General features: G+C 63.2%; 22 protein-coding genes. 18 read left to right on the forward strand and 4 right to left on the reverse strand.

Annotated elements, in window-relative coordinates:
• The first annotated feature begins 159 nt into the window (after positions 1–159).
• The 5 genes from BN3385_RS07435 to BN3385_RS07460 all read left to right on the forward strand — a co-directional run bounded on the left by BN3385_RS07435 (position 160) and on the right by BN3385_RS07460 (position 7,741).
• Positions 160–597, forward strand: coding sequence for a T3SS (YopN, CesT) and YbjN peptide-binding chaperone 1 (locus tag BN3385_RS07435; protein ID WP_059015916.1), 438 nt, complete (start codon positions 160–162; stop codon positions 595–597).
• Positions 598–600: 3 nt separating this feature from the next.
• On the forward strand, positions 601–2,643 hold the full coding sequence (locus tag BN3385_RS27525) for an AAA family ATPase (RefSeq protein ID WP_082690324.1): 2,043 nt from the start codon (positions 601–603) through the stop codon (positions 2,641–2,643).
• A gap of 123 nt (positions 2,644–2,766) precedes the next feature.
• Positions 2,767–4,095, forward strand: a complete 1,329-nt coding sequence (locus BN3385_RS07450) for a hypothetical protein (protein ID WP_156432628.1) — start codon at positions 2,767–2,769, stop codon at positions 4,093–4,095.
• Between the two features lie 399 nt (positions 4,096–4,494).
• Positions 4,495–4,911 carry a DUF5663 domain-containing protein gene (locus BN3385_RS07455; protein ID WP_059015920.1) on the forward strand — a complete coding sequence of 139 codons (417 nt, stop codon included), beginning with the start codon at positions 4,495–4,497 and terminating at the stop codon, positions 4,909–4,911.
• Between the two features lie 181 nt (positions 4,912–5,092).
• Positions 5,093–7,741 carry a hypothetical protein gene (locus tag BN3385_RS07460; RefSeq protein ID WP_156432629.1) on the forward strand — a complete coding sequence of 883 codons (2,649 nt, stop codon included), beginning with the start codon at positions 5,093–5,095 and terminating at the stop codon, positions 7,739–7,741.
• Positions 7,742–7,764: 23 nt separating this feature from the next.
• Here the strand turns inward: BN3385_RS07460 and BN3385_RS07465 are convergent, their stop codons facing one another.
• A complete protein-coding gene (locus tag BN3385_RS07465) occupies positions 7,765–8,091 on the reverse strand; it encodes a response regulator transcription factor (RefSeq protein WP_156432630.1) in 327 nt (108 codons plus the stop codon).
• A 107-nt stretch (positions 8,092–8,198) separates the two neighbouring features.
• On the opposite strand from BN3385_RS07465, the gene BN3385_RS07470 reads away from it, so the two are divergent.
• The 12 genes from BN3385_RS07470 to BN3385_RS07535 all read left to right on the forward strand — a co-directional run bounded on the left by BN3385_RS07470 (position 8,199) and on the right by BN3385_RS07535 (position 22,799).
• Entirely contained in the window at positions 8,199–9,698 is a 1,500-nt protein-coding gene (locus BN3385_RS07470; RefSeq protein WP_059015922.1) for a hypothetical protein, read from the forward strand.
• Entirely contained in the window at positions 9,695–10,627 is a 933-nt protein-coding gene (locus BN3385_RS07475) for a DNA-binding transcriptional response regulator (RefSeq protein ID WP_059015923.1), read from the forward strand. Before BN3385_RS07470 ends, BN3385_RS07475 begins: the two co-directional genes overlap by 4 nt.
• Positions 10,624–11,430, forward strand: coding sequence for an alpha/beta fold hydrolase (locus BN3385_RS27530; RefSeq protein ID WP_082690325.1), 807 nt, complete (start codon positions 10,624–10,626; stop codon positions 11,428–11,430). Before BN3385_RS07475 ends, BN3385_RS27530 begins: the two co-directional genes overlap by 4 nt.
• 8 nt (positions 11,431–11,438) lie before the next feature.
• Entirely contained in the window at positions 11,439–12,125 is a 687-nt protein-coding gene (locus BN3385_RS28065) for a protein-tyrosine phosphatase family protein (RefSeq protein WP_231748656.1), read from the forward strand.
• Positions 12,126–12,230: 105 nt separating this feature from the next.
• Positions 12,231–12,509: a hypothetical protein gene (locus BN3385_RS07500; RefSeq protein ID WP_059015928.1), complete on the forward strand. Its 279-nt coding sequence runs from the start codon at positions 12,231–12,233 to the stop codon at positions 12,507–12,509.
• A gap of 69 nt (positions 12,510–12,578) precedes the next feature.
• Complete coding sequence (locus BN3385_RS07505) at positions 12,579–13,433, forward strand: SHOCT domain-containing protein (protein WP_059015929.1); 855 nt, start codon at positions 12,579–12,581, stop codon at positions 13,431–13,433.
• A 134-nt stretch (positions 13,434–13,567) separates the two neighbouring features.
• On the forward strand, positions 13,568–16,297 hold the full coding sequence (gene cphA, locus BN3385_RS07510; RefSeq protein WP_059015930.1) for a cyanophycin synthetase: 2,730 nt from the start codon (positions 13,568–13,570) through the stop codon (positions 16,295–16,297).
• 6 nt (positions 16,298–16,303) lie between these two features.
• Complete coding sequence (locus tag BN3385_RS07515) at positions 16,304–18,496, forward strand: cyanophycinase (protein WP_059015931.1); 2,193 nt, start codon at positions 16,304–16,306, stop codon at positions 18,494–18,496.
• 14 nt (positions 18,497–18,510) lie between these two features.
• Positions 18,511–18,855 (forward strand): hypothetical protein, encoded by a 345-nt coding sequence (locus BN3385_RS07520; RefSeq protein WP_231748657.1) that lies wholly within the window; start codon positions 18,511–18,513, stop codon positions 18,853–18,855.
• 19 nt (positions 18,856–18,874) lie between these two features.
• Entirely contained in the window at positions 18,875–19,966 is a 1,092-nt protein-coding gene (locus BN3385_RS07525; protein WP_059016485.1) for a succinylglutamate desuccinylase/aspartoacylase family protein, read from the forward strand.
• Between the two features lie 121 nt (positions 19,967–20,087).
• Positions 20,088–21,533 (forward strand): basic amino acid/polyamine antiporter, encoded by a 1,446-nt coding sequence (locus tag BN3385_RS07530; RefSeq protein WP_059015932.1) that lies wholly within the window; start codon positions 20,088–20,090, stop codon positions 21,531–21,533.
• An 18-nt stretch (positions 21,534–21,551) separates the two neighbouring features.
• A complete protein-coding gene (locus BN3385_RS07535; RefSeq protein ID WP_059015933.1) occupies positions 21,552–22,799 on the forward strand; it encodes an arginine deiminase in 1,248 nt (415 codons plus the stop codon).
• Positions 22,800–22,819: 20 nt separating this feature from the next.
• Here BN3385_RS07535 and BN3385_RS07540 read toward each other — a convergent pair whose 3' ends face one another.
• A complete protein-coding gene (locus tag BN3385_RS07540; protein WP_082690394.1) occupies positions 22,820–23,245 on the reverse strand; it encodes a DUF2834 domain-containing protein in 426 nt (141 codons plus the stop codon).
• 88 nt (positions 23,246–23,333) lie between these two features.
• Here BN3385_RS07540 and BN3385_RS07545 point away from each other — a divergent pair, with 88 nt between their 5' ends.
• Positions 23,334–24,188 carry a mycofactocin-coupled SDR family oxidoreductase gene (locus BN3385_RS07545; RefSeq protein ID WP_059015935.1) on the forward strand — a complete coding sequence of 285 codons (855 nt, stop codon included), beginning with the start codon at positions 23,334–23,336 and terminating at the stop codon, positions 24,186–24,188.
• On the opposite strand, the gene BN3385_RS07550 is transcribed toward BN3385_RS07545, so the two are convergent.
• Both BN3385_RS07550 and BN3385_RS07555 read right to left on the reverse strand, forming a co-directional pair.
• The gene (locus BN3385_RS07550; RefSeq protein WP_059015936.1) at positions 24,185–25,066 is read right to left on the reverse strand and encodes a universal stress protein; all 882 of its coding nucleotides are present in this window, start codon (positions 25,064–25,066) and stop codon (positions 24,185–24,187) included. The two genes, BN3385_RS07545 and BN3385_RS07550, sit on opposite strands and share 4 nt — an antisense overlap.
• The gene (locus tag BN3385_RS07555) at positions 25,063–26,562 is read right to left on the reverse strand and encodes an amino acid permease (protein WP_059015937.1); all 1,500 of its coding nucleotides are present in this window, start codon (positions 26,560–26,562) and stop codon (positions 25,063–25,065) included. Before BN3385_RS07555 ends, BN3385_RS07550 begins: the two co-directional genes overlap by 4 nt.
• Positions 26,563–26,586 lie beyond the last annotated feature (24 nt).

A 26,586-nucleotide genomic window follows, 5' to 3' on the forward strand; every position in this document is an offset into this window, starting at 1 on the left:
CCAGCTATATCCGGGCCCAGTCCGCTGATCAAGTCCGCAAGAGTCTCGCGAGTCGAGATTGATTTCGATGTGAACATCATGTGCCGACGCTAAAGTTGCGATCGCCTACCGCATTGGTTGTCTACGCGAATGCCCTCGAACGACATTAGGAGATGAACGATGAGTGCAGAATTGGCGGCTGCGACGCGCAACAAGGTGCAGCAGTACCTCACGCGCAACTTCAGCAACGTCAATATCGACGAACACGGTGACTTCTCGCTTCGTCAGGGGTCGGCGCGAATCTTCGTGAGGGTGGTCGCAAGGGAGGGTGTCGACTGGACCCACGTGTCGCTGTGGGCGCCGATCCTTCTCCAGGTAAAAGAGACGCCTGAGGTCTTCGAATACATTGCGCTCCATGCCGATGACTACATCTTCGGACACCTCCACGCCCTGCGGGTTGACGGTGGGCTCGCGATCGGGCTCACCCACAATTTGCTTGGTGACTACCTTGACGAAGACGAATTGGGCCGTGCAGTTGGAGGGATTCTCGGGGTCGCCGATGAGATCGACGACGAATTAAAAACGCAGTTCGGCGGTTCCCGCTTCCACGAGGATTAGTCGATGCTGGCGGCGAGTGAAGTCGACTACCTGATCGAAGCCACCCGATCGTGTGTTAAGCGCTTCGGCGGCCCCGGTCCGACTTTCGCACATCTCGCTTATGTGCTCAGCGATAAATGGAAGAAGCAGTTCGCAGAGGTGTTCGGCGATGATGGGTCGGGAAGCGTCCTGTTGCTCTTGAATCGCAGCCAGTTCGTCGGCAACGAATCTGATGTCCGAGAGTTACTGGCCGGCAGCCCTGACGAGAAGGCTGTACTTGCCGAGTTGCATCGCCGACTGCTTGATCAGATTCAGTCGGTGGCGATGGCTGCGACGGCTGAGCAACAAGGTGTTGAATTGACGCGGCCAAAGGCTTCCGTCGATCCCACCCCGTCAGCCGATCCTGGAAACGAATGGCCCCAGCGAACAAGGCGCTTTGTCGAATTGGTGCCATCTCGCATCGATCTGATCGAGCGGGACGCGTCCATCGCGCAACTGGCAAGCATCCTGGGCCGCACTCGCCGCCGCATTCCAGTGATCACCGGCCTACCAGGCAGTGGCCGAACAGCTCTGCTTGGTGGTCTCGCCACTGCGATGACGTCGAATGTTAACCCGGTGCCCGTCTACCGAGTCGACCCAGACACACTGGTCGCAGATACTGGATCGCTTGTGCGCATCTTCGAAGACTGCGAATCTCCAGCAGTTCTCGTCATCGACGACATCGACCGCATTGCTGCATTGGACAGTGCACATCCAGAGTTTGGAGTGTTGCGTGCGTTGAGCAGCGTTCTGTCGCACCCCCATGCTAGATCGGTGCTGGTCTGCAACAGTCGCTACTATCGTCGTTTCGAGATGCATGCGGAGAGCCTTGTCGACAAGCTTGTGCAGGTCCGCGTAGATGCCCTCACACCACAGGCCTTGGAAGTCGTCCTTGACCGTGCAGTGAAGACGATCGAGGACCACCATGGTGTCAGCATCTCTGTTGGATTGAGACGACTTGCACTCCAGCCGGCTCGACCCAACGAGCGAACTGCCCACCCTGGGCTCGCGATTGACCGAGTGGACGCGGCGGCGAGCCGGTGTCGCGTCCTTGGGGACACCAGAGCTGACGTCGAACACCTTGCTGGATTTGCGACCGACGATGTAACAAGCAGTGACACAAAGGATTTGTGCTCACGTTTGGGCGCTCGCGTACTTGGCCAACCGACTGCGATTCAAGCGGTAGCGGCGCGTCTTGCGCTCACTCTCGCTCGCCTAGATCTGCGGCCTGAGCGCCCCGACGGGGTGTTTCTCTTTGTCGGACCAACCGGCGTTGGCAAGACGGAGCTGGCGCGGGGGATCGCTGCAGCCCTGTTCGGCAGCGAGGATCGGCTGATCCGTTTGGACATGAGCGAGTATGCACACGACTGGGCGGTAAGCCGCCTTGTTGGGCCGATGCCGGGCTTCGTTGGATCCACCGAGCCCGAGACGTGGCTCACCACCCGTGTTGCGCAGATGCCCGAATGTGTTGTCCTCCTTGATGAGATAGAGAAGGCGCACCCGACTGTATGGAACACCTTTCTCCAGGTGTTCGACGCAGGTCGCCTGACAGACTCACGCGGCACGACGGCGGACTTCTCGTCGACCGTGATCGTCATGACGTCGAATCTCGGCGCCAGTGCGGCCGGTGCTCCAGCGCTAGGTTTCGGCAGCCAGTCCGGTGATCGTGATCGCGCGCGTGAGCGAATCACTCGGACTGTCAGGGAGGCGATGGCGCCAGAACTGTTGAATCGGGTCGACGAGTTGATCGTGTTCGATGCGTTGAGCATGGCTGCGATTACCGATATCGCGGCTGTCGAACTAGCGCGTGTTCAGGAGAGGCTCGCCGAGCTTGGCTGGATCGTCCGCTACAACCGCGATGTCGTCGAACACTTGGCGTCCAGCGGTTACGACCCCGCTTATGGTGCCCGTCACCTGCACCGCAACATCGAGCGGGTCTTCCTCAGTCTGCTTGCGCGGTCGGACAGCCGTAGTGTCGTGGTCACGGCTTCTGATGGTGAACTGGAGGTCTCGCCAGCGTGTGAGTGATCGATGAGGCGATGGCTTCGGACCTACATCAGGTCAGCCCAGACCAGGCGCAATCAGGACCTCGTTCATTGGTGGACGCTGCCCGATGACGAGAACCGGACGAGGTCGCGTTGGCTGCAGCCGTTGGCAGACATGCTTGCACCTGCTCCCTTCAGTGAGTGGCACCGCCGCATTGCCAACTACCGAGTCGTGCATTACGACGGTGTGCGGCCGCCGCTATCGAGAGCTATCTGCCTTATTGCGATCGCACTCGCGTTGGTGATGGCCGACATCCCTTGGTGGGGGTGGTTTTTGCTGGTTCCCGCCGTAGTTCAGTTCATTCTTGACGTGTCCCTGCACAACTACGCTCTGCCGGATGCCGGGGATCCACGCTCTGTCCTGTCGCGGTGGATCGTGGAAGCTGCTCGCGAGAATCGTCACACCATGGCACTGAATGCCGGCGGCCTTGCCGCCGTCCTGGCCTGTCCGTTGAATCTCGTCGCAGTGTGCTTTGTTGCTTCGGCCGAGACGGCGGGGTGGGTGAAGATCGCCGGCCTCGCGGCCGGGGTTCTGTACCTGAATTCATGTTTGTCGCAGGGATTTCTAGATCCACCGTATTACTCCGAGACAAGCACAATGCCACCCGCGATGCACTGGCTGCGGCCCCTTGCGTCGCTTATTGCTTTGGTTGGTGTTCTTGCTGTCGTGGCGGTGAGTATCTGTGTGAATCGGTGGGAAAGCGACATTGCGCCTGTAGCGATGTTGACCGCAGGATTGACGCTCCTTGCGGGAGCTACCGTTCGTGACCACGACCGTGTCGTGGCGGCAGCTGCTCACGTCGGTCGCGAAGCTGTGCTCGCAGGAAGACGGGAGCTCGGACGCGTTGTGCACGACGACCTTAACGATGCGAAGGTTGCTGCCGAACGGGCGAGCGTGTTGCCGGGAGTCGACGTGCGCGATCGAACCGAACTACAGGCGTTGTCAGCCTTCTTAACTCACTTCAGCACTCGGGTCGAGCTCACCGCCGGACTTCGTATCGATCTTCGCAACCTCGTCGAACAGATCGCGTCACCCTACGGGCTGGGACCGTCGAGTATCCGCTGTGACATCCGTTGGGACACGGCTGCGATGCGCAGCGAGGACCATCAAATCGCGGTTCGGATGGCGACCGCACTCGTCCTCAATGCAGTGCAACAGCTGGCTGAGGAGCGGCATTCGGATATCCCGAAAGCGATTGTGCTGGAATGTTTCACCTCTGGATCGGGTCATCGGTTGCGCTATCACGTCGCAGTCTCGGAACAGCTACCGCTGATACCTGTGGATGAGTGGTGTCTGCGGGGTGACACGCTGGCCGCACTGCGGGATTGGTTGCACGACGACTACAACGGGGATCTTGTTCAGGAGAGTCACGGCGCCGACGGCAAGCGGATTGTCGCATCCTGGCACGATCGGTACCAAGGTGAGCGCGCCTAAGTGAGTGCAGCTACGCGGTTGCCGTGCCGACCGATGTGATGTCACAAGCTGTCGAGTAGCGCCTCCCGCCGGGCGGATGTTCCATCGAGTGGATGCTGTGTTGTCCATTTGTGAAGTCCAGCCTGAACCACATTGAGGCGGTTGATGACATCGGCAGGTCCAGTTGGGTAGCCAGTGTCTTCCGTGGATTGTCCTCTGGCCGGGGTTGTTTCGGAATCCTGGGTTGATTGACTTTCCGATTGCCCCGAAGCAATCGGAGAGACTCTCCACGCGATTATGTTTTGGATCCGAGAAGCGAGCGAACGCGGGCGCAGGGTCCCGCCACAAGTGGTCGGATCCTAAACGATCGTTGGCGGGTGTTCGGCGACCGCAAGTCAGTGTGGATTCCGAAGGAGCCAGATGGATCAATTTGATGACAGTCTACTTGTCGATGCTGGTCTTTCGGGCTTGTCCGAGCCTGACAAGGCTAGTCTGCTCCATCATCTGTGGGAGGAACTCTCCCTTCGGGTGGGCGCGAAGCTCAGCGAAGGGTTGACGACGAGTCAGCTTGATGAGTTCAGCGCGATCGTTGACCGCGACTACGAACGCATCGTTTGCTGGCTTGAGTTGCATGCTGCCGACTTCATCAACGATCCCGTCTACGAGCGACTCGCGAGGGAATCGGCGGGCAAGGAGCACGCCGAGATCGTGTGTCAGTACGTCGCTACTAAGTGGCTGGAGATCAATGCGCCCGATTACCGAACAACTGTGGCCGACGTCCTTGCTGAGTTGAAGGCTGAGCTACAGATGGTAGCCGGTCGGCTACTCGGGAACTAGCAGAAGGGGGTATGGCGCGACGCTTGCCTGGCTCATCGAAGCAACCGGCATGACTACCCTACGGTGGTCAATCTCCCCAATCCGTACGCGTGGTAGTGAGACGATCTGTCGTCAGGACTGTCGCCGAACTGATGCATTCGCGAGGATTTCTGTGTGCAGCCGGGAGAGGAGGGCGTGAGTAGTGACTCAGAGCGCGGGTTATGGCAGTGGACGCAGGAAGCGAAAAAAGCCGCTGGCGCTGTCACAATTCTTCACCGACCGCCAGAGTGAGAGCGAAGCCTTCGCTCAGAGTCTACAGGCACGAGACCTCGACCTGATGCATGACTCGATACGCGACGATGTTTTCGACAATGTGTTGCTGTACTACGGTTTCGGTGGTCTAGGAAAGACTCAACTGTCGCTTGGACTCGAGAACTGGATTCGCGCGGACTCCGAGGATAGTGAAGGCCCAGCACCAGCTCACTGGGGGAACGTCCCGCCCTTAGATCGGCCGATCGTGACTGCGCGGTGGGATCTCAATGACTCCGGCGGTAACCTCGATCCGCTCACCTTGCTGCTCTCTGTCCGCGCCAGTTTGCACCGCGAGGCTGGTAAAGAACTACCTCGGAAGATGTGGCGTGCGTTTGACATCGCTTTCGCTGCTTATGCTGCACAGGTCCGGCCGGGCCAAGATTTGCCCACTGACGTGTCGGGTTCTGGCTATGCTAATGACTTGCCAAAGATGATGGCCGAGTTGGCGATCGAGGCGAGTGTAGGATTCGGCGCCGGGGTAGGTGCACAAGGAATTCGCGATCTGGCGGTCGGGATCGCGCGCCGTGTTCGGGCCAAGAAGACACTCACCTCCTATCCAGATCTTGCCGAGACGTTGGAAGCGTGCTTGGCGGCTGAGCCTGGAAGCGTGCAACCGGACCTTGCGGGTGACCTTCTTTTCTTGATCGACCTTGCGATCAAGGAGACTGAGCCGGCCCGGCGCCCATTGCTCGTCATCTTTGTCGACCACGTCGAACGTGTTCAGACTATCGGCAATACAAGGGCGGGGGAGCGACTCCTCAATCAATTGATCGCCGCACTGCCACATGCGCTCTTCGTAATGACAGGGCGCAATGAACTTGACTGGTATCGGCCAGAGAGGACAAGCCTTGCTTTCACGGGTGCTTCTACCTGGCCATGTCTGGTGCCGGACCGCGAGACGAATCCGCGACCTCATCTGCTGGAGACCCTCTCGAGAGACGATGCCAGACAGTGGATTCAACGACAGGCAGAAGCCTCTTCTTTGCCGTTCGCAGCCGGTCTGGTCGAGAACCTTGTCGAGCTGACCGGCTGCTGGCCGGTACACATCGACGCCGTTTTTGAGTTGGCCCGAGTCAAATCCGCGGGCAGCGCGTCTGTGCTTACTCGCGAAGATCTTTCAGGTTCTTTCGAAGATGTCGTTCAGCGTCTACTCGAGGATCTGCCGGCAGACGAAAGGTCTGCGCTGCAGGCGGCCAGCTTGCTTCCATACTTTGATGTCGAGTTTGTGCACAGCGTCACTGGTGAGGATGTCACCCGTGGCGCCATCCAACGGCTGATACGCCGAGCGGTAGTACTCGATAATCATGGCAATGACTACCCATACCGTGTCCACGACGAGATTCGCAGAGCAGTCCGTGCTGCTGGACCGTTCATCGACGGGGGATGGACCGCGGAGGATTGGAAGCAGCGGGCCGAATTGGCGCTCGCTCACGCGTTGGGTGTTGCCCGGCAGGCGCGGAGCGACTCAGATGACCAGGTGAACCTCTCGGCGGTAGGTTTGGCCATCACACTCGCAGCCGAGTTTGGTGTGAGCGTCCCCGATGCGGTCGACCCGACCATCGACGGGCTGATAGCGGCCCGCCGAAACGCCCCTTCAAATGCCCGCTTGCTGCCGTTGATTCCATCAAGCGATAGCGTCAGATTCGAGGACGTAAAGGCGTTGGTTCAGCTCATCGAAGTTGTTTCGATGCCGGGCGCAGCGTCGGCTGCCGTCGATGAGTTGGCGGGTATCGCGACCAAATCCGTCCTTGTCGAGAACGACGCGTTGGTGTGGCGGGCTTACCGGCTGCGCGACTGTGAGCGCTACACAGAAGCCGCGGACCAGCTTGCCGCGCTGCGAGACCATGCCTCCGATCGGGAGATTCCTTATCGGCGTCGACTGTATTCGCGCCAGGTCGGCGTGACCTACTCGATCGCTCGGCGATTCCGCGATGCCGAAGCCGTCATGTCAAGTATGGACGCCGACCAGATGAGAACCAACCGGTTGACGGATCGAATGGTACACGGCTACCTCGACGACGAGTACTTCGACAACCTTCGGTCGCGAATACCCAAGGTGAACCCTCGGTATGGGCTGGAACTCGCCGGAGCATTGCATAGGAACCTCGCTCGGAGTGGGCGTCTCGACAGGGACGCCGCCGGAGAGTTCCTCGGTCGGGCTGCACTGATGGGCCATTCGGCGGCACAACGGACAACCCTTGTCGCGTGCGCACTCCATGACTTGGCCGCCGGAAGGTATTTCAGTCCCCGCGATTGGCCGATCTTTGATTCTGCGCTGAACAAGGCCAGTATTGGCGAGATTCTGGCCTTCAGAGCGCTTCGAGATGGTATCGACGATGAGTTCACCAATTGGTGGGAGAGCGCCCGCGAGAGAGAGTTTCGCGGACGATCGTGGATTCCAGTAGAGATGTTGCTCGACTACCTTGGCTACTCCTTTCCGCCCGTCGACACCCAGTGGCTGGAGCCAGTTGAAGCTGTACGCGAGAGATGGGTCGGCCACTACCTCAGACTGCTTGGGCGCGAATCGTATCGTCAGTGAACTTCCGCCAAGATGGACCGTTGCTAGAGCTCGTCTACTTCCACTAGACCGTCTTGGATTGCTCGGATCACCAAGGCGGCCTTGGTGGGTGCCGGGCGGCCGACTTCAGCGTACTTCCGACGGATCCGCTGTAAGTGAGTCCGGACGGTGCTAGCCGTGATGTAGAGCGTCTGGCCAGTTGCCGACTTGCTCTCATGTTTGAGCCAATGCTTCAGCACTTCGATTTCCCTGGGGCTTAGAGCTGGTCGGCGTAAAGGATCTTGTTTGGCTCGTGATGAGCAAGTGCATGCAACCGGCGGACGCTTGCAGTTGATCGTCCGCTTGAGGGGTTCGGGGTGAGCGTGCTGCATGGAGTAAGAGATACCGGTGTCGTACGGTCAGTCATTGCGTGTAGGCAATGGCATACCGGGCTCGCAGCCGATAGTTGCTGCATCCGATGTGATTGTGCTGGGACGGGGTGATCGGACTGAGCGAGTTGGTTCTGATGCGTTGGTTTAGGGCGCAGTTTGTCGACAGGCATACCTGGCGCGATGTTGATGTCGCCCACTGGTGGCAGATGCCCGATGACGATTCCCGGACAGAATCGCCCTGGTTGCAGCTTGTTGTCGACTCGGTGACCCGGGCACCGTTCAGCGAGTGGCACGAAAAGGTCGCCGTCGCGCGAGTGCGGCATTATGACCGAGTCCGCCCGTACGCCACTCGGGCCGTCTTGCTGCTGATGATTTCGGCAGGTGTGGCGCTGTTGCAGGCTCGATGGTGGTGTTGGGTGATGCTGTCTCCGGCGCTTCTCCAGATTGTGCTGGAGATCTACCTTCATCGTTTCGTCCACGAGACGGCGGATGAACCGAAGTGGAAGACTGTGCGGTGGATGCGTGACGTAGCGGACAGACACCACCGCACCAAGCTGCTCAACGTAACCGGAGTGCTCGGTGTTCTGGCCTGTCCCCTGAACGTGGCCGCCGTGTCGATCGCCCCACCAGGTGGTGATGTCAGCTGGGTAAAGGTGGTCGCATTCGCTGCTGCTGTTCTCTACGTGAATTCCGGATTGGCCAGCACGTTCCTTGACCCGGCGAACTATACCGAAACGAGCAAGATGCCGCCTGCCATGCACCGGGTGCGAGCATTCGCACCGCTGTTGTCCATGTGCGCAGTCGCAGCGATCGCTGCGATCGGAGTTCACTTCGGTCGCTGGGCTCCTGTGATGATTCCGCTTGCCTACGCGACTTCGGCGCTGACTCTTCTGTTAGGGAGCAAGATTCGAGATCACGATCGGGTCGTGGCGGCCGCCGCGTTCGTGGGCCGTGAGGCTGTGGTTGCCGCTCGTCGCGAACTGGGCAACGTGGTACATGACGATCTGAACGGCGCCAAAATCGCTGCCGAGCGGGTTCGCAAGTTCCCCGGGGTGCCGTATCGCGACAAGGTAGAACTCGCTGCGCTGGAAGCCTTCCTCACTCACTTCAGTACGGATATAGGCATCTATGCCGCACCAATGCTCGATTTAGCCGATCTAGCCGAAAAGATCGCCTCCCCCTATGGGCTGGGTCCAAGGGATATCGATTGTGACTTCAGTTGGCCACCCGACATGAGAAAGGAGAACCATGCCATTGCTGTCCGGATGATCACTGCATTGGTTCACAATGCCGGACAGGCGTTGAATAAGACAGACAATCTCGACCTCCCCAGATCGATCTCGGTTCTCGGATTCACTACCGGATCGGGCCAAAGCTTGGGGTACCACGTTGCACTCGCCGACAGTCTGCCTCCGATTCCCTCTGATCGATGGTGCGCAGAGGGCACGACATTGGCCGCGCTTCGAGAGTGGCTCATCGATACGTTCAATGGCGACCTCCGTCAGGAGCCGCACGACTGCGGCAGGAAACGGATAGTGGCGTCCTGGTATGACTTACCGCCCGTGCGTGGGTACCAGGGGCGTGGGGTTGAAAAGGAGATGACATGAGGGTGTACATGATCGTCGAGGACGATCAGCGCAAAGCCCGGGCCTATCGTGAGTTCGCCCGCCATTACCGCTCGAGTGACCTCGAGTTTCGCATCATGGCATCCGCCAGGCCGGCAATCGAGACACTCATGGATCCCGACGAGAGGGCTGAGTTCGACGGGGTTATTGCAGATTTTGCCTTGGGCGGAATTCGGTGGGATCTCGACCACACCCGGACGGAGGTTCTTGGACCCGACGGCAAGCCATACATCGTAAGTACGGGCCTAGGCGTCCTCGACTGGATTCACTCGGTCGATCCAGACCTGCCTTTGTGGGCTCTGACCAGTGATAATGCGGCTCACGCTCCGTTATACATGGCCGCCGCGGCGCTCTGGCTGGATGCCAAGCCGCTGAGTTTGAGTCGATTGACCGGACCCGGCACCGCGCTTTCCGACCGCATGTGTGAAGAGTTGTTGAATCCCCGCCGGTACCAGCAGGTTAACCCGAGTTGGGAGCGCGTTTTTGAGGCCAGTGCAGCATTTGCGGCGTTGCTCAACTCCGCGCTCACCTCGGTGGAAGCCTTCGACTGGATCCGAGCGTTGGTGAGCCTAGGAGGGTTGCATCGGGGATTGGGACCGGCACTGGAGGACAGCATCCGAAGGGTTACCGGCAAAAACAGCCTCAACGTGTACTCGAATACGTTATCGCCTGCAATGGCGACCTGGCAGATCCATCTGGAAGAGGTGTATCAGGACTTCCCGGACACAAGGGAAAGGCAACGCTGGCAACACTTCGATCTGGATCGATTACCCCGGGCATTGAGTGCTTGGGAAGACTTCAATCCCTTCATTGATTTCCTCGCGGCCCATTCGGAAACCAGAGAGTTCTTCGTTGCCGAGGACGTCCGGATGGCATTGGTCAAGTGGCGTTCTCGTGGCGAGAAGCCATGATCGAGATCCGTCAGATCGGTGATCTGAAGGTTGCGACGCTCGGTCCGTCCTGTGCTTCGCGAAACGCGCTGGTGTTTCTAGGGCTTGCCGCTTGTATCGACCCTTTCGAGTTGCACCGGTTAGCGTTGATGGCCGAAGAATGGAGGGCTCGTTTAACGGTTGTTGATACGCCTGGTCATGGGGGTTCTCGCCTGGACCGCGGCGATCGATTGGGTCTGCTCAGGGGTGATTTCACGACGGTCGCGCGACGGATTGTTCGTGCTGCCAGCGAATTCGATCCGACGCTGCACCATCAGAATCTGACCCTTGTTGGGTACTCGTTGGGCACGAGCATTGCCGCTGCCGCGGCGGCCGACCCTGGTCTCGTTCGGGTTGGCCACATGGTTGCAGTTGAGCCGGTGGCGATGCGGAGCCGCAATCCACTGCGGTTGCTGTCCTTGGCAAAGTCGGAGGACACCTACGTTGAGGAATACGCGCTGCGCGGCCGGAGCGGCTTCAACAACCGTCAGTCTGCAGTGTCGGCTGCTCGAACCGACCTAGCGTTGCTTGGATATGGGCTGAGCCGGGGCAGGCTCCAGCGGGACCTTCTGAAGGCGGGGCGCCTTCACGATTTCTGTCTCCAAGTGGTGCACGGCCACCAGAGTCAGTTGAGTCAGCCAGCGGACGTCACGAAGCTGGTCGAGGCTTGCCGGAAATCGGGAATCACTGTCCGCGACGTCGCCCTCGACGGTCGCCACGCTTTGTGGCAGTCGTACCCTGATGTCGCTGACCTTGCGCGTCAGACGGCAAACCTACTGCACTAGCTCCTCGGGTGGCTACCCTGAACTACGCGTCGGGAGCTGGCTACCAGCCTGTAAATCGCAACATAAGCGACGAAGGAGCGGCTCATGGCGAACCTGGCCGCCGTCGCTACATCGTTGGCGACATCAATGCGGTCGGCGCCGAAGGCAATGCGGAGATGAATGGCGACGGCGCTTGGCCGCACGATCAGACGTTGCATGCATGGTGGGTGGAGCCCGGCCGACTGCTTGCCGGTGAGTACCCAGGTTCGCGGACCGTCGGTACGGCGACAGCCAAATTGGAGCTTCTGTTGCGGGCTGGCGTTGACACAATTGTTGATCTGACGTCTGCGGATGATGGCCTCAGTCCCTATGTGGCTCAACTGCAAGCCATAGAGGTGATGGCGGGCCGCGCCGTGAACTATCTGTCACGGCCGATCCCTGACATGAGCACATTGAGTTCGTCGCGCTGTGACCGCATTTTGGACGATATCCAGAATGAGCTCGAGGCGGGACGGATCGTCTACGTCCACTGCAGGAAAGGCATCGGCCGTACCGGCACCGTTGTCGGATGTCGGCTCATCGACAGCGGCTTGGACTACAAGACGACCATTGCCCGCCTACGAGAACTGCGTGCCGGTACCCGCAAGATCGGTGTGGCGTCTCCTCAATCGTCAGCCCAGCACCACCTTCTTCTCGAACGTAGCCGCCGCTCCTGACCAACACGGAAGCGGCGCTCACCTTCGGGTGGGCGCCGTTTTCGCATGTCGGGCCGATTCCCGGGTGCTAGGCTCTGGCCACTCTCGAGTCGGGGGACCCAGGACGTGGACGACGACGACGTCGGGCAGCGGACGTATTCGATGCCGGTGATGATCGGTGGTGCCGGTCTGATCGCGGTGCTCAGCGCGATCGTGACCGCAGTGGTGATGGTCAGCGAATCCAGTGCGGACGCCGTTCCCCGCCGCGTGCCAGTCGTCGCGCCCACGCCCACAACGGCATTCGCGCATCCCGCGACGCCCACCGCGCCCCCGCCCGCCGACGGCATGGAATTCTTCGGCGACCTCCCGCAGCTACCGACCGTCGGGCAGCTCCTGGCCCCGTAACGGCCGATGGCAGCAAACCCGTCCTGGCGGATGAGATGGCGTTAATCTGTCTGCGACATTGGAGGCGACATGTTGGCGCGGTATCTCAAGGCACAGTTCATGGTTCTGCTGTGCGGCGGGCTGGTGGGCCCGATCTTCCTGATCGTCTACTTCGCGCTGGGTCCGATGGCCCAGCCCTATATCAACTGGATGTTCTGGGTCGGTTTGCTCATCACCGCCGCCGACGTCCTGGTGGCGCTCTGGCTGACCAATGCCGGCACCAAGTCCGCGGCCAACCATCAGCACCTCACCCAGACCGGTGTGCTGACCCTGGCCCAGATCAACGGCATCTCCGATACGTCCTGGTTCGTCAACGACCAGCAGATGATCAAGGTCAACCTGCACTTCGAGGTCCCCGGCTACCCCGGGTTCGACGCGCAGGAAACCATGGCGTCCAGCCCGACCCGGATGCAGATCCTCAACGCGCATCACCTGGTCGCTCTGGTGGATCCGACCACCCAGAAGTACGAGATCGACTGGAATGCGAGTGCCCTGATCGCGGGTGTGGTGCCGGCGCAGTTCACCTCCTCGACCGACAACCGGACCTACGACCTTCGCGGGCAGGTCGGCCCGCTGATGCAAATCCTGCAGATCTTGCGCGCCAACGGAATTCCGATGGACGGCACCATCGACATCCGCTCCAACCCGGTGGTTCGACAGCAGGTGATGGACATCGTGCGGCACGCAGCCGGTCCGCAGCCGGCCGCCCCAACCGCCGCCCCCGGTGCCACGGTGCCGCCGCCGATGCCGGCACCGTTCATGGCCCCGCAGCCCGAGCCGACGACGGCCATGCGGTTACAGGAACTCGAAACCCTGCGCGCCACCGGAACGATCACCGAATCGGAGTACGCCGCCAAACGTCAGCAGATCCTGTCTGAACTCTGAGCCCGTTGATCGTGATGCTTGTGTTCTGCAGATGAGCGTCGTGCATGTTGGAATACGCTCCATTGCGTTGCGTGGCTGAAGCCTGACTGCGTTTCTCGCGTGTGGACGGCCGACGATTGGTGAGGATGGCCCCAGTGAATATCGACTCTGTTTCGGTTTACGTCGGCCCGAACGTCCATGCGCTGGAGCCGCTGATCCGGCTCAAGGTGGACATCAAGCCGAGCTATGCCGACACCCTCAAGGATGTGGGGGCTGGCGTGATCGACAGATTGGCAACGGTCTTGCCGGGTTTCGCGCTGGAGCAGTCCGACTGGCGTGCCGCCGTGGACGCCGGCGAGGCGCTGTCGATCGGTGATCTGGTCGCCCGGCTGGCGCTGGCGCTCCAGCATGCCGCCGGTGTCGACGGGACCCTCGCGTGGTCGGAGTCGACGGCCGAGCCCGATGTGGTCGAGGTGCTCTACAGCTATGGCAACGAGGACATCGGCATCGAGGCCGGCGAGGTTGCCTGCGACATGCTCGCCGCGATCGCCCGCTCCGATGACGAAACTCCCGACCTGGACCGGATTGTCGAGGATTTTTTGGTCTATGCCGACCGGCACTCGCTGGGACCCTCCGCCATGGAGTTGGTGCGGGCGGCGCATGCCCGCGACATCCCCGTCTACCGACTCAACGACGCCAGCCTGATCCAGGTCGGGGAGGGCAAGTATCAGCAGCGGATCGAAGCGGCGCTGACGTCGAGAACGTCGCATATCGCTGTCGAGATCGCCTCGGACAAGAACCTCTGCAACACGATCCTTGCCGATCTCGGTCTGCCCGTACCGCGACAGAAGGTGGTCTACACCGCGGACGAAGCGATCAGGGCCGCCGACCGCATCGGCTACCCCGTGGTCATCAAGCCGCTCGACGGCAATCACGGCCGCGGCGTCACCACCAACATCACCGCCGAGAGCGAGATCGCGGCCGCGTTCGAGACCGCCGACGCCGAAGGATCTGCGGTGTTGGTGGAGACCATGCTGTCCGGCGATGATCACCGGCTTCTGGTGGTCAACGGCCAGCTCGCCGCGGCCGCACGCCGAGTGCCGGGCCATGTGAAGGGCGACGGTCGCCACACCATCGCCGAGCTGGTGGACATCGTCAACCAGGATCCGCGACGCGGTGTCGGGCACGAAAACGTGCTGACACGACTCGAACTCGATGACCAAGCCAAGCGCCTGCTCGAAGAGAAGGGCTACACCGAGGCGACCGTCCCTGTCGAGGGCGAGGAGGTGTATCTCCGCAAGACCGCGAACATTTCGACCGGCGGCACCGCGGTGGATGTCACCGACACGATCCACCCCGACAACAAGCTGATGGCCGAGCGGGCGATCCAGGCGATCGGGCTCGACGTCGGCGCCGTCGATTTCCTGACCACCGATATCACCAAGAGCTATCGCGAGGCCGGCGGCGGCATTTGCGAGATCAACGCTGGGCCCGGGTTGCGCATGCATATCGCGCCGTCCGAGGGCACGCCGCGCGATGTCGGCGGGGCGATCATGGACATGCTCTTCCCACCGGGCACCCAGGCGCGTGTTCCTATCGCGGCCCTGACCGGGACCAACGGCAAGACCACCTGCTCGCGCATGCTGGCGCACATCCTGAAGATGGCCGGCCATGTCGTCGGGCAGACGTCCACCGACGCGGTCGTGATCGACGGAAACGTCACCGTCAAGGGCGATATGACCGGGCCGGTGTCGGCCAAAATGGTGCTGCGCGATCCTTCGGTCGACATCGCGGTTCTGGAGACGGCGCGCGGCGGCATCGTCCGGTCTGGCCTGGGATTCGACTTCTGCGATGTGGGCGCGGTGCTGAACGTGACGTCGGATCATCTCGGGCTCGGCGGCGTCGACACGCTCGAGGGTCTGGCCCGAGTCAAACGCGTCATCCCGGAAGTCACCCGCGGCACGGTGGTGCTGAACGCCGACGACGAGCAGACGCTGAAAATGGCGGCCTTCTCGCCGGCCACTCACATCATGTACGTCACCCGCAATCCCGAGCATGAACTGGTGCGTGAACACATCGGGCTCGGTAAGCAGGCGGTCGTGCTCGAGAAGGGCGTGAACGGCGACCAGATCGTCATCTACGACAACGGCACCCAGATGCCGCTGATCTGGACCCACCTGGTCCGGGCGACGCTGGAGGGCAAGGCGCTGCACAACGTCGAGAACGCGATGTTCGCCGCCGGCATGGCCTATGCGCTGGGCAAGACACTGGATCAGATCCGCACCGGACTACGCACCTTCGAGAACAGCTTCTTCCAGAGCCCCGGCCGGATGAACGTGTTCGACGAACACGGTTTCCGGGTAATCCTTGACTATGGTCATAACGAGGCGGCAGTGGGCGCCATGGTCGACCTGGTCGACAGGCTCACACCGCGCGGCCGCAAGATTGTCGGCGTGACCTGCCCGGGTGACCGGCGCGATGAGGACGTGAGGGCGATCGCCGCGAAGGTCGCCGGCCACTTCGACTCCTACATCTGTCACCGTGACGACGATCTGCGCGGCCGCGCGCCCGACGAAATGCCGAATCTGATGCGGGCCGCCCTGCTGGAAGAGGGCGTTGCGCCCGACGCGATCACCATCATCGAAGAGGAGGGAGACGCGCTCGAGGCCGCGCTGACGCAGGCCCGACCCGACGATCTGGTGCTGTTCTTCTGTGAGGGGATCACGCGCAGCTGGAAGCGCATCGTCCACTTCACCCCGACGTTCACCGCCGACGGGCCGGAACCCGTCGCAGCGCGGCTGGCAGCGTCCACCTTCGGGGTTCCCGATGGTTTTGTTCTCACGTCGGATGATCGCGGTGTGCTGATCGTTCCGGCGACAACATAGGGAGACATGGCAGAGGCTCAATCGCTCATCGGTGGGATCGCCACACCGAGACTTGCAGTCATCGGCGGCCGTCTGGAGGACGACAACGCCGCTGTCTACGACGAGATGCGACGTCTCGCCGGCGGGCGCATCGTCGTTTTCGCGACGGCGTCGTCGGTGCCCGAGGAGGTCGGACCGGAGACCGTCGAGGTGTTTCGCGCCCACGGGTTCGATGCCGTTCTCGCCGGGGTGCACGGCGCCGGGGCGGTCGCGGCCGCGCAGGACCAGGCGATCGCCGATCTCATCGAGGAGTACGGCAGCGTCTACTTCACCGGCGGCGACCAGGCGCTGATCACCGGAGCGCTGGCGCCCGGCGGCCAGGAGAGCCGGGCGCTGACAGCGATCCGCGCAGTGCAACATCGCGGTGGGTTGACCGCGGGTTCGAGCGCCGGTGCCGCCGTCATGTCCGACGTGATGATTTCCGGCGGCACCTCGCTGGAAGCCGCCACCTACGGGGTGGTCGACGATCCGGACCGCGCCGGAATGCTGCTGGCGCCCGGCCTCGGCTTCTTTCCGTGGGGCATGGTCGATCAGCACTTCATCAAGCGGGGCCGGTTCGGCCGGCTGGCTGTCGGCATGCTGGCTTCGGGTGCCAAACGCGGCTTCGGGATCGATGAGAACACGGCGTTGTTCGTCGAGGGCACCATCGGCCGAGTCGTCGGCGAGTACGGCGTCTTCGTGCTCGATCTGGACGACGTGAAGGCCGGTCGCCGCCGCGGGCTGATCGAGAACATCGGCTTCAGCTATGCCGACAACGGCGACACCATCCATCTGGAAACGGGCGAGGTCATCCCCGGTCCGGGCAAACGGCCGGTGAAGCGGCGCGACATCACCTACCGGGCGCCGGCGCGCTCGCTGCGCAATGTCTTCGGCGCCTACACGCTCTACGACCTCATGGCACGGTTGGTGCTGGGGGACCCCGACTCCTACCCGTCGGATCGCGCCCGGGCGATCGAGCCCAAGGCGGGGTGCGCCACCAGCGTCGAAATCTCCCGGGCAGGCGGTCAGGCGGCCGCCTACATTCCCGGGGCCGGGCGTGACTTCCGCATGACCGCCGTCGATTTTCGGGCCAGCATGCAGACCCGCCAGCTCAACGCCGCGCAGCTGGCCGAGAACCGGCGGGCGGCGCTGTCCCGCGACTACGGGATGAAGCCGGGAAAGAAGGCGCGCGTGATGATGCTGGGTTCGGCGCCGCTCGAACCCGGCAGCCCGCTCCTGGCGGAACTGGCGTCCCGGTGCGCAGGGCCGGTGGGTGTGCTTGCCGCCGCTTCCGCCGAGCCCCGTGCAGCGGTGCAGGATTATGTCTCCGCGCTGCGCGGCCAGGGCATCGAGGCCACCGATCTGCGGATCACCATCGACAACGTCGATCGCCTGATGCGGGACGAGGCGCTGGTCGAACAGATCGCCGCCCTGCGCACCATCGTGATGACCGGCGGCAACCAGATCAGGCTGGTTGAATCCTTGCTCTACCGAGGCGAGGTCACCCCGCTGCTGACGGCCATCGCGCGGGCGCAAGCGGCCGGCGCGATGATCGTCGGGGTCAGCGGCGCGGCGTCGGCGCTGTCCGGCTACATGATCGGCGGCGGCACGTCCTACGAAGCGCTGCGCTTCGGCGTTGCGGCCGATATGGGACGGCGAGGATTGGTGATCCAGGAGGGGTTGGGCTTTTTCGGCGGCGCCATCGTCGACCAGAAGCTGGCGTCCGCGCGTCGTCTGGGCCGGCTTGCCGTTGCCTGCGCCGAGGAAGGCGCCCGCTTCGGACTCGGTCTTCTGGAAGACAGTGGCGTCATCGCCAACTGCAGCAGCGGCAAACTCACTGCGATCGGTGCGCGCGGTGCGGTTCTGGTCGAGATCGATCCGCTCAAGACCGAGCTTGCCGGGGACGATTTCGTCGCGACCGGCATCAAGCTGTGCTTTGCCGGCCCGGGGGATGTCATCGATATGGCGGCCGGCACCGTCACCCGAGTGGCGCCTGCCCCGGTTTCGGCCCTCGCACTCGACACGCTGGTGGCCGAACTGATCGAGGACTGCATCGGCAATGCCGGCCCGGCGACCGAACCTGGTGCTACACAGGAAGCGTATGTTTCCTTGCGCTATCAATCGCATGAGGATGGCACCGGGGATCTCGACATTGAAAGCATTCGTGATCGCAACGGATGAGACCGATAGGACGAATGGCCATGTATTTCGACGGAAACACCTTGATCACGCTGCTCTCTGATGCGGACGCAGCAGCGACGTATGCTCCTGCCATCGCCGCTGCCGGGCCGCGCTACACCTCGCCGCTCGCTGTCATCGAGGCGGCCGCGGAGCTTCCGGAACTGGGCGAGGCCGGTGTGACGGCATTCCTCGACGCGCAGGGGATCGAACTGCGCGACCTTCCCCCCAGCAGTCGCTTGATCACCGGGGCGCTGGCGGCCGAAGGCAAGCTCAAAGCGCGCCTGCATAGCGCCTGCGCGGCGTATTACGAGACGGAGATCTTCGAACTGCCGGCCGGCGACGCTCCGCAGACGGAGTGAGAACAGGCGAGGTGCAATGGTGATACGTCAGAACTACGATCTGCCGGGCTCGCCTCATCGCCTGACCGTGCTGCGTTTCGGTGCGGCCGGCACGGGCCGCACGGCGTATCTGCAGGCCGGACTCCACGCCGACGAGTTTCCCGGCATGTTGGTCTTGCGCACTCTGGCCGGGTATCTGGAAGAGGCGGAGGCGCGCGGTGGGGTCCATGGTGAAATCCTGCTGGTACCGCAGGCAAACCCGATCGGCTTGGCGCAGACCGAAACCAGCTTTCTGTCCGGCCGGCTCGAGAGCGGCACGGGGGAGAACTTCAATCGGAACTATGCCGATCTCTCCGACCTCGGAAGCCTGTCGCTGGGACCGGATGCGGAGTCGAATGTCCGCACCATCCGGGCCGCAATGTCCGCGCGGCTCGCGGAGATTCAGCCGGACGGGGCGCTGGCGCATCTGCGCCACACATTGCTGACACTCGCCCACGCCGCCGACCTCGTGCTCGATCTGCACGCCGACAACGAGGCCGAGCCGCACATGTATGTCGGCCCTGCGCTGTGGCCTGCGGCCGAAGACATCGCCGCAGCGATCGACGCGCGAGCGGTGCTGCTCGCCGAGGAGTCGGGCGGTCGCCCGTTCGACGAGTCCTGCTCCAGCCCCTGGTGGGCGCTGGCCGCGCAGTATCCCGATGTGCCTATTCCGCCGGCCTGCCTGGGTGCCACGCTCGAGCTGGGCTCCAATGACGACGTCGATCCGCAACGCGCTGCCGACCAAGCCTCGGCTCTGTTACGGATGCTGGCCGGACGTGGCTTCGTCGACGGGCCGGGCGAACAACCGGCGCTGTCCTGCCGGGCAACACCGTTGACGGCGATGGCGCAAGTCCGCTCGCCGGTCACGGGGCTGGTCGCCTATCACCGACGGCTGGGCGATCAGGTCCGCACGGGTGAACTTGTCGCCACCGTGATCGATCCGCTGGGCGAGGAGACGGAGCTGCTGGCCGAGACCGATGGCCGGCTCTTCGCCCGACATAGCCAGCCTTATGCCTGGCCCGGACGGGTGATCGGCAAGATCGCCGGCGAGACTCCGCTGGAGAGCAGAACGGGCAATCTGCTGTCGGATTGATACCTCACGCGGCCAACTCTGACGGCCTCTGCCGAAATCCCATGCGCCCGTTGCGGCACCGTTAGCATTGCGGCCTGCGGCGCGGGTTTCCCCCGCGCGGCGGTGCGGCAAAGGAGTGGCCATGGCGACGACGGAGTCACAGACGGCGCAGGACGACAAGGTCAGCCTCCCCACCCTGACCGCCATGGTGGTCGGGTCGATGATCGGCTCGGGAGTCTTTCTGCTTCCCCGCCGCTTCGGCGCCGAGACCGGGGTGCTCGGAGCCCTGATCGCCTGGGCGATCGCCGGTACCGGAATGCTGATGCTGGCCTTCGTCTTCCAACGACTGGCCACCCGCAAACCGGATCTCGACGCCGGTATCTTCGCCTACGCCAAAGCGGGCTTCGGTGACTACGTCGGCTTCAACTCCGCGTTCGGGTTCTGGGCGTCGGCGTGCGCGGGCAACACGTCGTACTGGGTGCTCATCATGGCGACCACCAGTGCGCTGTTCCCGGCGTTGGGCGCCGGTGACACCCTGCCCGCCGTCATCTGCGCGTCGGCCGGGGTGTGGCTGTTCTGCTTCCTGATCCTGCGCGGGGTGAAGGAAGCGGCGGTGATCAACCGGATCGCCACGGTGGCCAAGATCGTTCCGATCGTCGTCTTCATCCTCGTCGCGCTGGTCGCCTTCAAGGGTGGGGTGTTCGCCGACAATTTCTGGGGCGGTGACGGAACCTATTCGTGGAGTTCGGTGTTCGAGCAGGCCAAGGGCACCATGCTGATCACCGTCTTCGTCTTCCTCGGTATCGAGGGTGCCAGTGTGTACTCCCGGTTCGCACGCAAGCGGGAGGACGTCGGGCGCGCCACGGTGATCGGATTCGTCAGTGTCCTGTCCGTTTTCATGCTGGTGACGCTGGTGTCCTACGGTGTGCTTCCTCAGGACGAGCTGGCCAGAGTGGATCAGCCTTCGATGGCCTCGGTTCTGGAATCCATTGTCGGGCATTGGGGTTCGGTGTTCATCCGGGTCGGGGTGATCGTCTCGGTGCTGGGCGCCTATCTGGCCTGGACCCTGATGGCTGCCGAGGTCCTCTACATCCCGGCCAAGACCGACGACATGCCGAAGTTCCTGGCGCGCACCAATTCCCACGGCGCGCCGATCTCGGCCCTGGTGATGGCCGGCTGCCTGGTACAGCTGCTACTGATCCTGCTGCTGTTCACCAACGATGCGCTGAACTTCATGCTCGATCTCACCGCAGCGCTGTCGCTCATCCCGTATCTGCTGGCCGCCGGGTACGCGCTGAAGCTGACGATCACACGGGAGACCTACGAGAACGGCGGGTCGCGCACCGGCGACATGGTGGTCGCCGGCCTGGCCACCGTCTACACCGTTTTCCTGGTCTATGCCGCCGGGCTCAGCCATCTGCTCCTGTCGTGCATCCTGTACGCACCGGGGGCGATCCTCTACGTCATCGCCCGGCGGGAACGGGGACTTCGGGTCTTCCGCCCCGCCGAGGCGGTGCTGTTCGCCATCATCGTGGTAGGTGCCATCGCGGGAATCACCTCGCTGGCCACCGGTGCGATGCAGCTCTAGACGAAGGGAACTGTCGCGATGACCACTCCGTCCGCCGCCTACGGTGTGCACTCCGAGGTGGGCCAGCTGCACAAGGTCCTGGTGTGCTCACCGGGCTTGGCTCACGAGCGCCTCACCCCGTCCAACTGTGACGACCTGCTATTCGACGACGTGCTGTGGGTGCAGAACGCGCGTCGCGATCACTACGACTTCGTCTCCAAGATGCGCGACCGCGGTGTCGAGGTCATCGAACTGCACGATGTCCTCGCCGAGACGATGAGCAATCTGGCCGCAAGGGGGTGGCTGCTTGACCGGGTCATCGTGCCGAACGAGGTCGGGCTCGGGCTGGTCGCCGAAACCCGCTCGCATCTGGAGTCTTTGGAGCCTCGGCAGCTCGCGGCGTTTCTGATCGGCGGGATGTCCACCCGGGATCTGCCTACCGATCTCGGCGCGGGCTTTCGCGCACTGGCCGGTGAGGCCACCGGTGTCACCGAATACCTGTTGCCGCCGTTGCCGAACACGCTCTACACCCGCGACACCACCTGCTGGATCTACGGCGGCGTGACGCTCAATCCGTTGTTCTGGCCGGCCCGGCACGACGAGACGCTGCTGATGAAAGCGATCTACGAGTTCCATCCCGACTTCGTCGGCTCCAAGGTGTGGTGGGGTGATCCTGAAAAGACCTGGAAAATGGCCACTATCGAGGGTGGCGACGTGCTGGTCCCAGGCAACGGCGTGGTGCTGATCGGGATGAGCGAGCGCACGTCACGGCAGGCCATCACCCAGGTGGCGGCGACCTTGTTCGCCGAGGGCGGGGCAGACAAGGTCATCGTCGCGGGAATGCCGAAGCTGCGCGCCGCGATGCACCTGGACACGGTGTTCACCTTCGCCGACCGCGATGTGGTGACGATCTACCCTGACATCGTCGACAGCATTCAGACCTTCATCTTGGAACCCAGCGATACCGCACCGGGCCTGGAGGTCATCCAGGCGACCAAGCCGTTCGTCGAAGTGGTGGCGGACTCGCTCGGGCTGCCCGAACTGCGGGTGGTCGAGACCGGCGGCTCGGCCTACGACTCCGAGCGTCAGCAGTGGGACAGTGGCAACAACCTGGTGGCTGTCTCACCGGGTGTGGTGTTCGCCTACGACCGCAATACCCATACGAATTCGCTGCTGCGCAAAGCCGGTATCGAGGTCATCACGATCGTGGGCGCCGAACTGGGGCGCGGCCGCGGCGGCGGCCACTGTATGACCTGCCCCATCATCCGGGATCCCATCGACTACTGAATCAGCGGTCCCGGCCCGGTTCAGGTCGTCGAGATCGCGACCACCTGAACGACAGCCAGCACTGCAAAGGCGCCCAACAGGATCAGGTCGAGGCGCTTCGGGCCGGACTGGTCGGCGCCGGCAAGGGCGCGTTCCCGGGCGATCAGGAACAGCGGGAAGGTCACGCTGATCGCGATGAGCATGCCGCCCACGATGTAGGCCCAGACGTAGGGCACCCCGACCCGGCGTGCCTCGTACACCATGAAAAACACCGCGGCCAGGAAGAACAGCACGATATCGGCGGTGATCGAACGGGCTGCGGCGGTGACCGTCAGGTCCGCCAGGAAGTTCTTCAAGAACCCGGCGCCTTCGCCGAAGTAGGCCGCGTTCTGAATCCAGGTCGCGATCAGGGCCACCAGCGCGATCAGCGCGTACACCCCGCACAGGATCTTTCGGTTCGTCGTCATGGTGGCAACCGTAGCCAGGAGCAGGACCATCTAGAACACGTTTCAGTTGTCTTGCTAGCCTGACGTGGGCGTAGGGAAAGGACCTCTGATGGCAGCAGCGACGGGCACCCTCGAAGGACGAGTGGCATTCGTGACGGGTGCCGCGCGCGGCCAGGGCCGCGCGCATGCGGTGCGGCTGGCCCGCGAAGGCGCCGACGTCATCGTCTCCGACATCTGCGGGCCGGTTTCCGACACCGTTCCCTACCCGGGGACCACCTCGGAGGACCTCGCCGAGACGGTCCGGCTGGTGGAAGCCGAGGGCCGCAAGGTGCTGGCCCGAGAGGTCGACGTCCGCGACGACGCAGCCCTGCGTCAACTGGTGGCCGACGGCGTCGAGCAGTTCGGCCGGCTCGACATCCTGGTCGCCAACGCCGGCATCCTGTCGTGGGGCCGGCTGTGGGAACTCACCGACGAGCAGTGGAACTCGGTGATCGACACCAACCTCACCGGCACCTGGCGCACGTTGCGCGCCGTGGTCCCGGCGATGATCGAGGCGGGCAACGGCGGATCGATCATCGTGGTCAGTTCCTCGGCCGGCGTGAAGGCCACCCCGGGCAACAGCCACTACGCCGCGTCCAAGCATGGTCTGACGGCCCTGACGAACTCCCTTGCCCTGGAAGCCGGCGAGTACGGGATCCGGGTGAACTCCATCCACCCGTACTCGGTGGCCACGCCGATGACCGAAAACGACGCCATGCTCAAGGTTTTCGGGGCACATCCGAGCTATCTGAACGCGTTCGCGCCGATGCCGTATCTGCCGGTCGGACAGGGTGCCACCGGCAAGCGGTCCGATTTCATGTCGGTCGACGAGGTGGCCGACGTGGTGGTGTGGCTGGCCGGTGATGGCTCCTCGACGCTGTCGGGGTCGCAGATCCGCGTCGACCGCGGCGTGATGAAGTACTAGCCCGGAAGTACCAGTACCGGAACGGGGCTGTGCCGCATGATCTTTGTGCCGCGCGAGCCGAGGAACACCCGGGCGATATCGCCGCGCGGCGAGGTGCCCAGCGCGAGGATGTCGCCGTCCTGCCACTCGGCGGCGTCCAGCGCCTGATCCCAGCCGTTGCCGCTGACCACCTGAAGCACCGCGTCCGAACCGACCACGCCGTCGGTACGCAGCTTGGCGAGCATCTCACGGGCGCTGTCCTCCCACGCCGCGAGGATTGAATCCTCGGCGTGCAGGCCGACTTCCGGCGGATACATGGTGCGCCCGCGCACGGCGAAGGTGATCACCCGCAACGGAACCTCCAGGCGGGCGGCCAGATCGGCGATGCGCTTGACTACCTGAACGGACTCGGGAGTGCCGGGGTAGCCGCAGGTGATGCGGGTCAGCACCCCGCCGCGGGCGGCACGGTAGCCGCGCGGTGCGATTGCCAGCGGAACCGGTGAGGAGTGCAGCAACCGGTCGGCGGTCGAACCGACGACCACCTGCCCGAACTGGCCGTTGGATGATGACCCCAGCACCAGCGCCTCAGCACTGAGTTCTTCGACCACCTCGATCAGCCCGCCGGACACCGAGCGGTGGGCATGACTGTGGTAGGTCACGTCCATCCCGTCCGCGACCGTCTCGAGATAGCGCTGGGCCTCCTTGGCGGAGTCGGCGCCGAGTTGTCCTGCCCACGAGGCATATTCGGCGTCGATCCGGGCCGGCGACGGCGTCGTCCACGGTTTGGGGACGATGGTCGCCACCGTCAGCGACGTGCGCAGGGTCCGCGCCGCACCCACCGCCAGGTTCAGTGGGGCGGTGCCACTCTTCCCGGCCAGGTAGCCGACGACGACCGTCACGACTCGTCCCGGGGCGGGTTGACCACCTCGACGTCGTCCACGCCGGGTGCTGCACTGGCGATCACGCCGTCACCGCCGTCGTTCAGCGCGCTGTGATGCCGGCTCCACAGCAGGTAGTAGACCAGGGCGACAGCCACCCAGGCGCTGAAGGCGATCCAGGTGTACCAGTGCAGGCTGTAGAGGATGTACCCGCAGGCCAGGATCGACAGTACCGGTGTCACCGGATAGCCGGGCACCTTGAATCCGCGGGGCAGGTCGGGCTCGCGGACCCGCAGGATGATGACGCCGAGCGAGACGATCATGAACGCCACCAGGGTGCCGATCGACACCATGTCGGCCAGTTTGTCCAGCGGCACGAAGCCGGCCAGGATCGACACCACCACGGCGACGATGACTGTATTGCCCACCGGTGTCATGGTTTTCGGGTTCACTCTGGCGAACCGGGCGGGCAGCAGACCGTCGCGGCCCATCGCGAACAGGATGCGGGTCTGGCCGTACATCACCACCAGGGTCACCGAGAAGATCGAGATGACCGCCCCGGCGGCCAGAACCGTACTGGCCCAGGTGCTTCCGGTGACGTTGTCCAGAATCGTGGCGAGACCGGCCTCCTCCTGGTTCTCGAACTCCTGCCAGGGCTGGGTGCCCAGGGCGGCGATCGTGACCAGGACGTAGACGCTGGTGACCACCACCAGGGCTGCGATGATCGCCTTGGGCATCGTGCGCTGCGGATCCTTGACCTCGTCGCCGGCCGTGGAGACCGCGTCCAGGCCGATGTAGGAGAAGAAGATCGTGCCCGCTGCCGAGCCGATGCCCGCGACGCCGAAGGGCGCGAAGTCGGCGAACCGGTCGGCCTGGAAGGCGGTGAAGGCGATGATCGCGAACAGGGCCAGCACACCCAGTTTGATGACGACCATGATGGTGTTCACCGTCGCGGACTCGCTGGCGCCCCGGATGAGCAGCAGTGCGCACATGACGATCAGCACGATGGCGGGCAGGTTGATCCAACCCGGATCGGAATCCCATGGCGCAGCGGTCAGAACGTGGGGAATCTGAACCCCGAACAGGTTGTCCATCAGCTTGTTCAGGTAGCCGCTCCATCCGACGGCGACTGCTGCGATCGACACCCCGTACTCCAGCAACAGGCATGCGGCCACACCCATGGCGACGAATTCGCCCAGGGTGGTGTAGGCGTAGGAGTAGGTGGAGCCGGAAACCGGTACCGCCGAAGCAAGTTCGGCGTAACAGATCGCCGCCAGGCCAGCGGCGATACCGGCGACGATGAACGAGACCACCACCGCGGGCCCGGCGCTGGGCACCGCGACCGAGAGCACGAAGAAGATGCCCGTGCCCACGGTGGCGCCGACGCCGAACATCGTCAGCTGGAACGTACCGATGGTCCGCTTCAGGTGGTCGGAGGCGCCGTGGGCGACAGGCGCCCCGATGACGGGCCGCCGGCGCAGCATCTGCTCGGTGAGGGAGATCGACGGGGCCGTCATGGGCGCCTCCTGAGTCGCGGCCGA

The organism is Mycobacterium sp. M26 (genome assembly GCF_001494595.1).
Taxonomy (GTDB): Bacteria; Actinomycetota; Actinomycetes; order Mycobacteriales; family Mycobacteriaceae; genus Mycobacterium.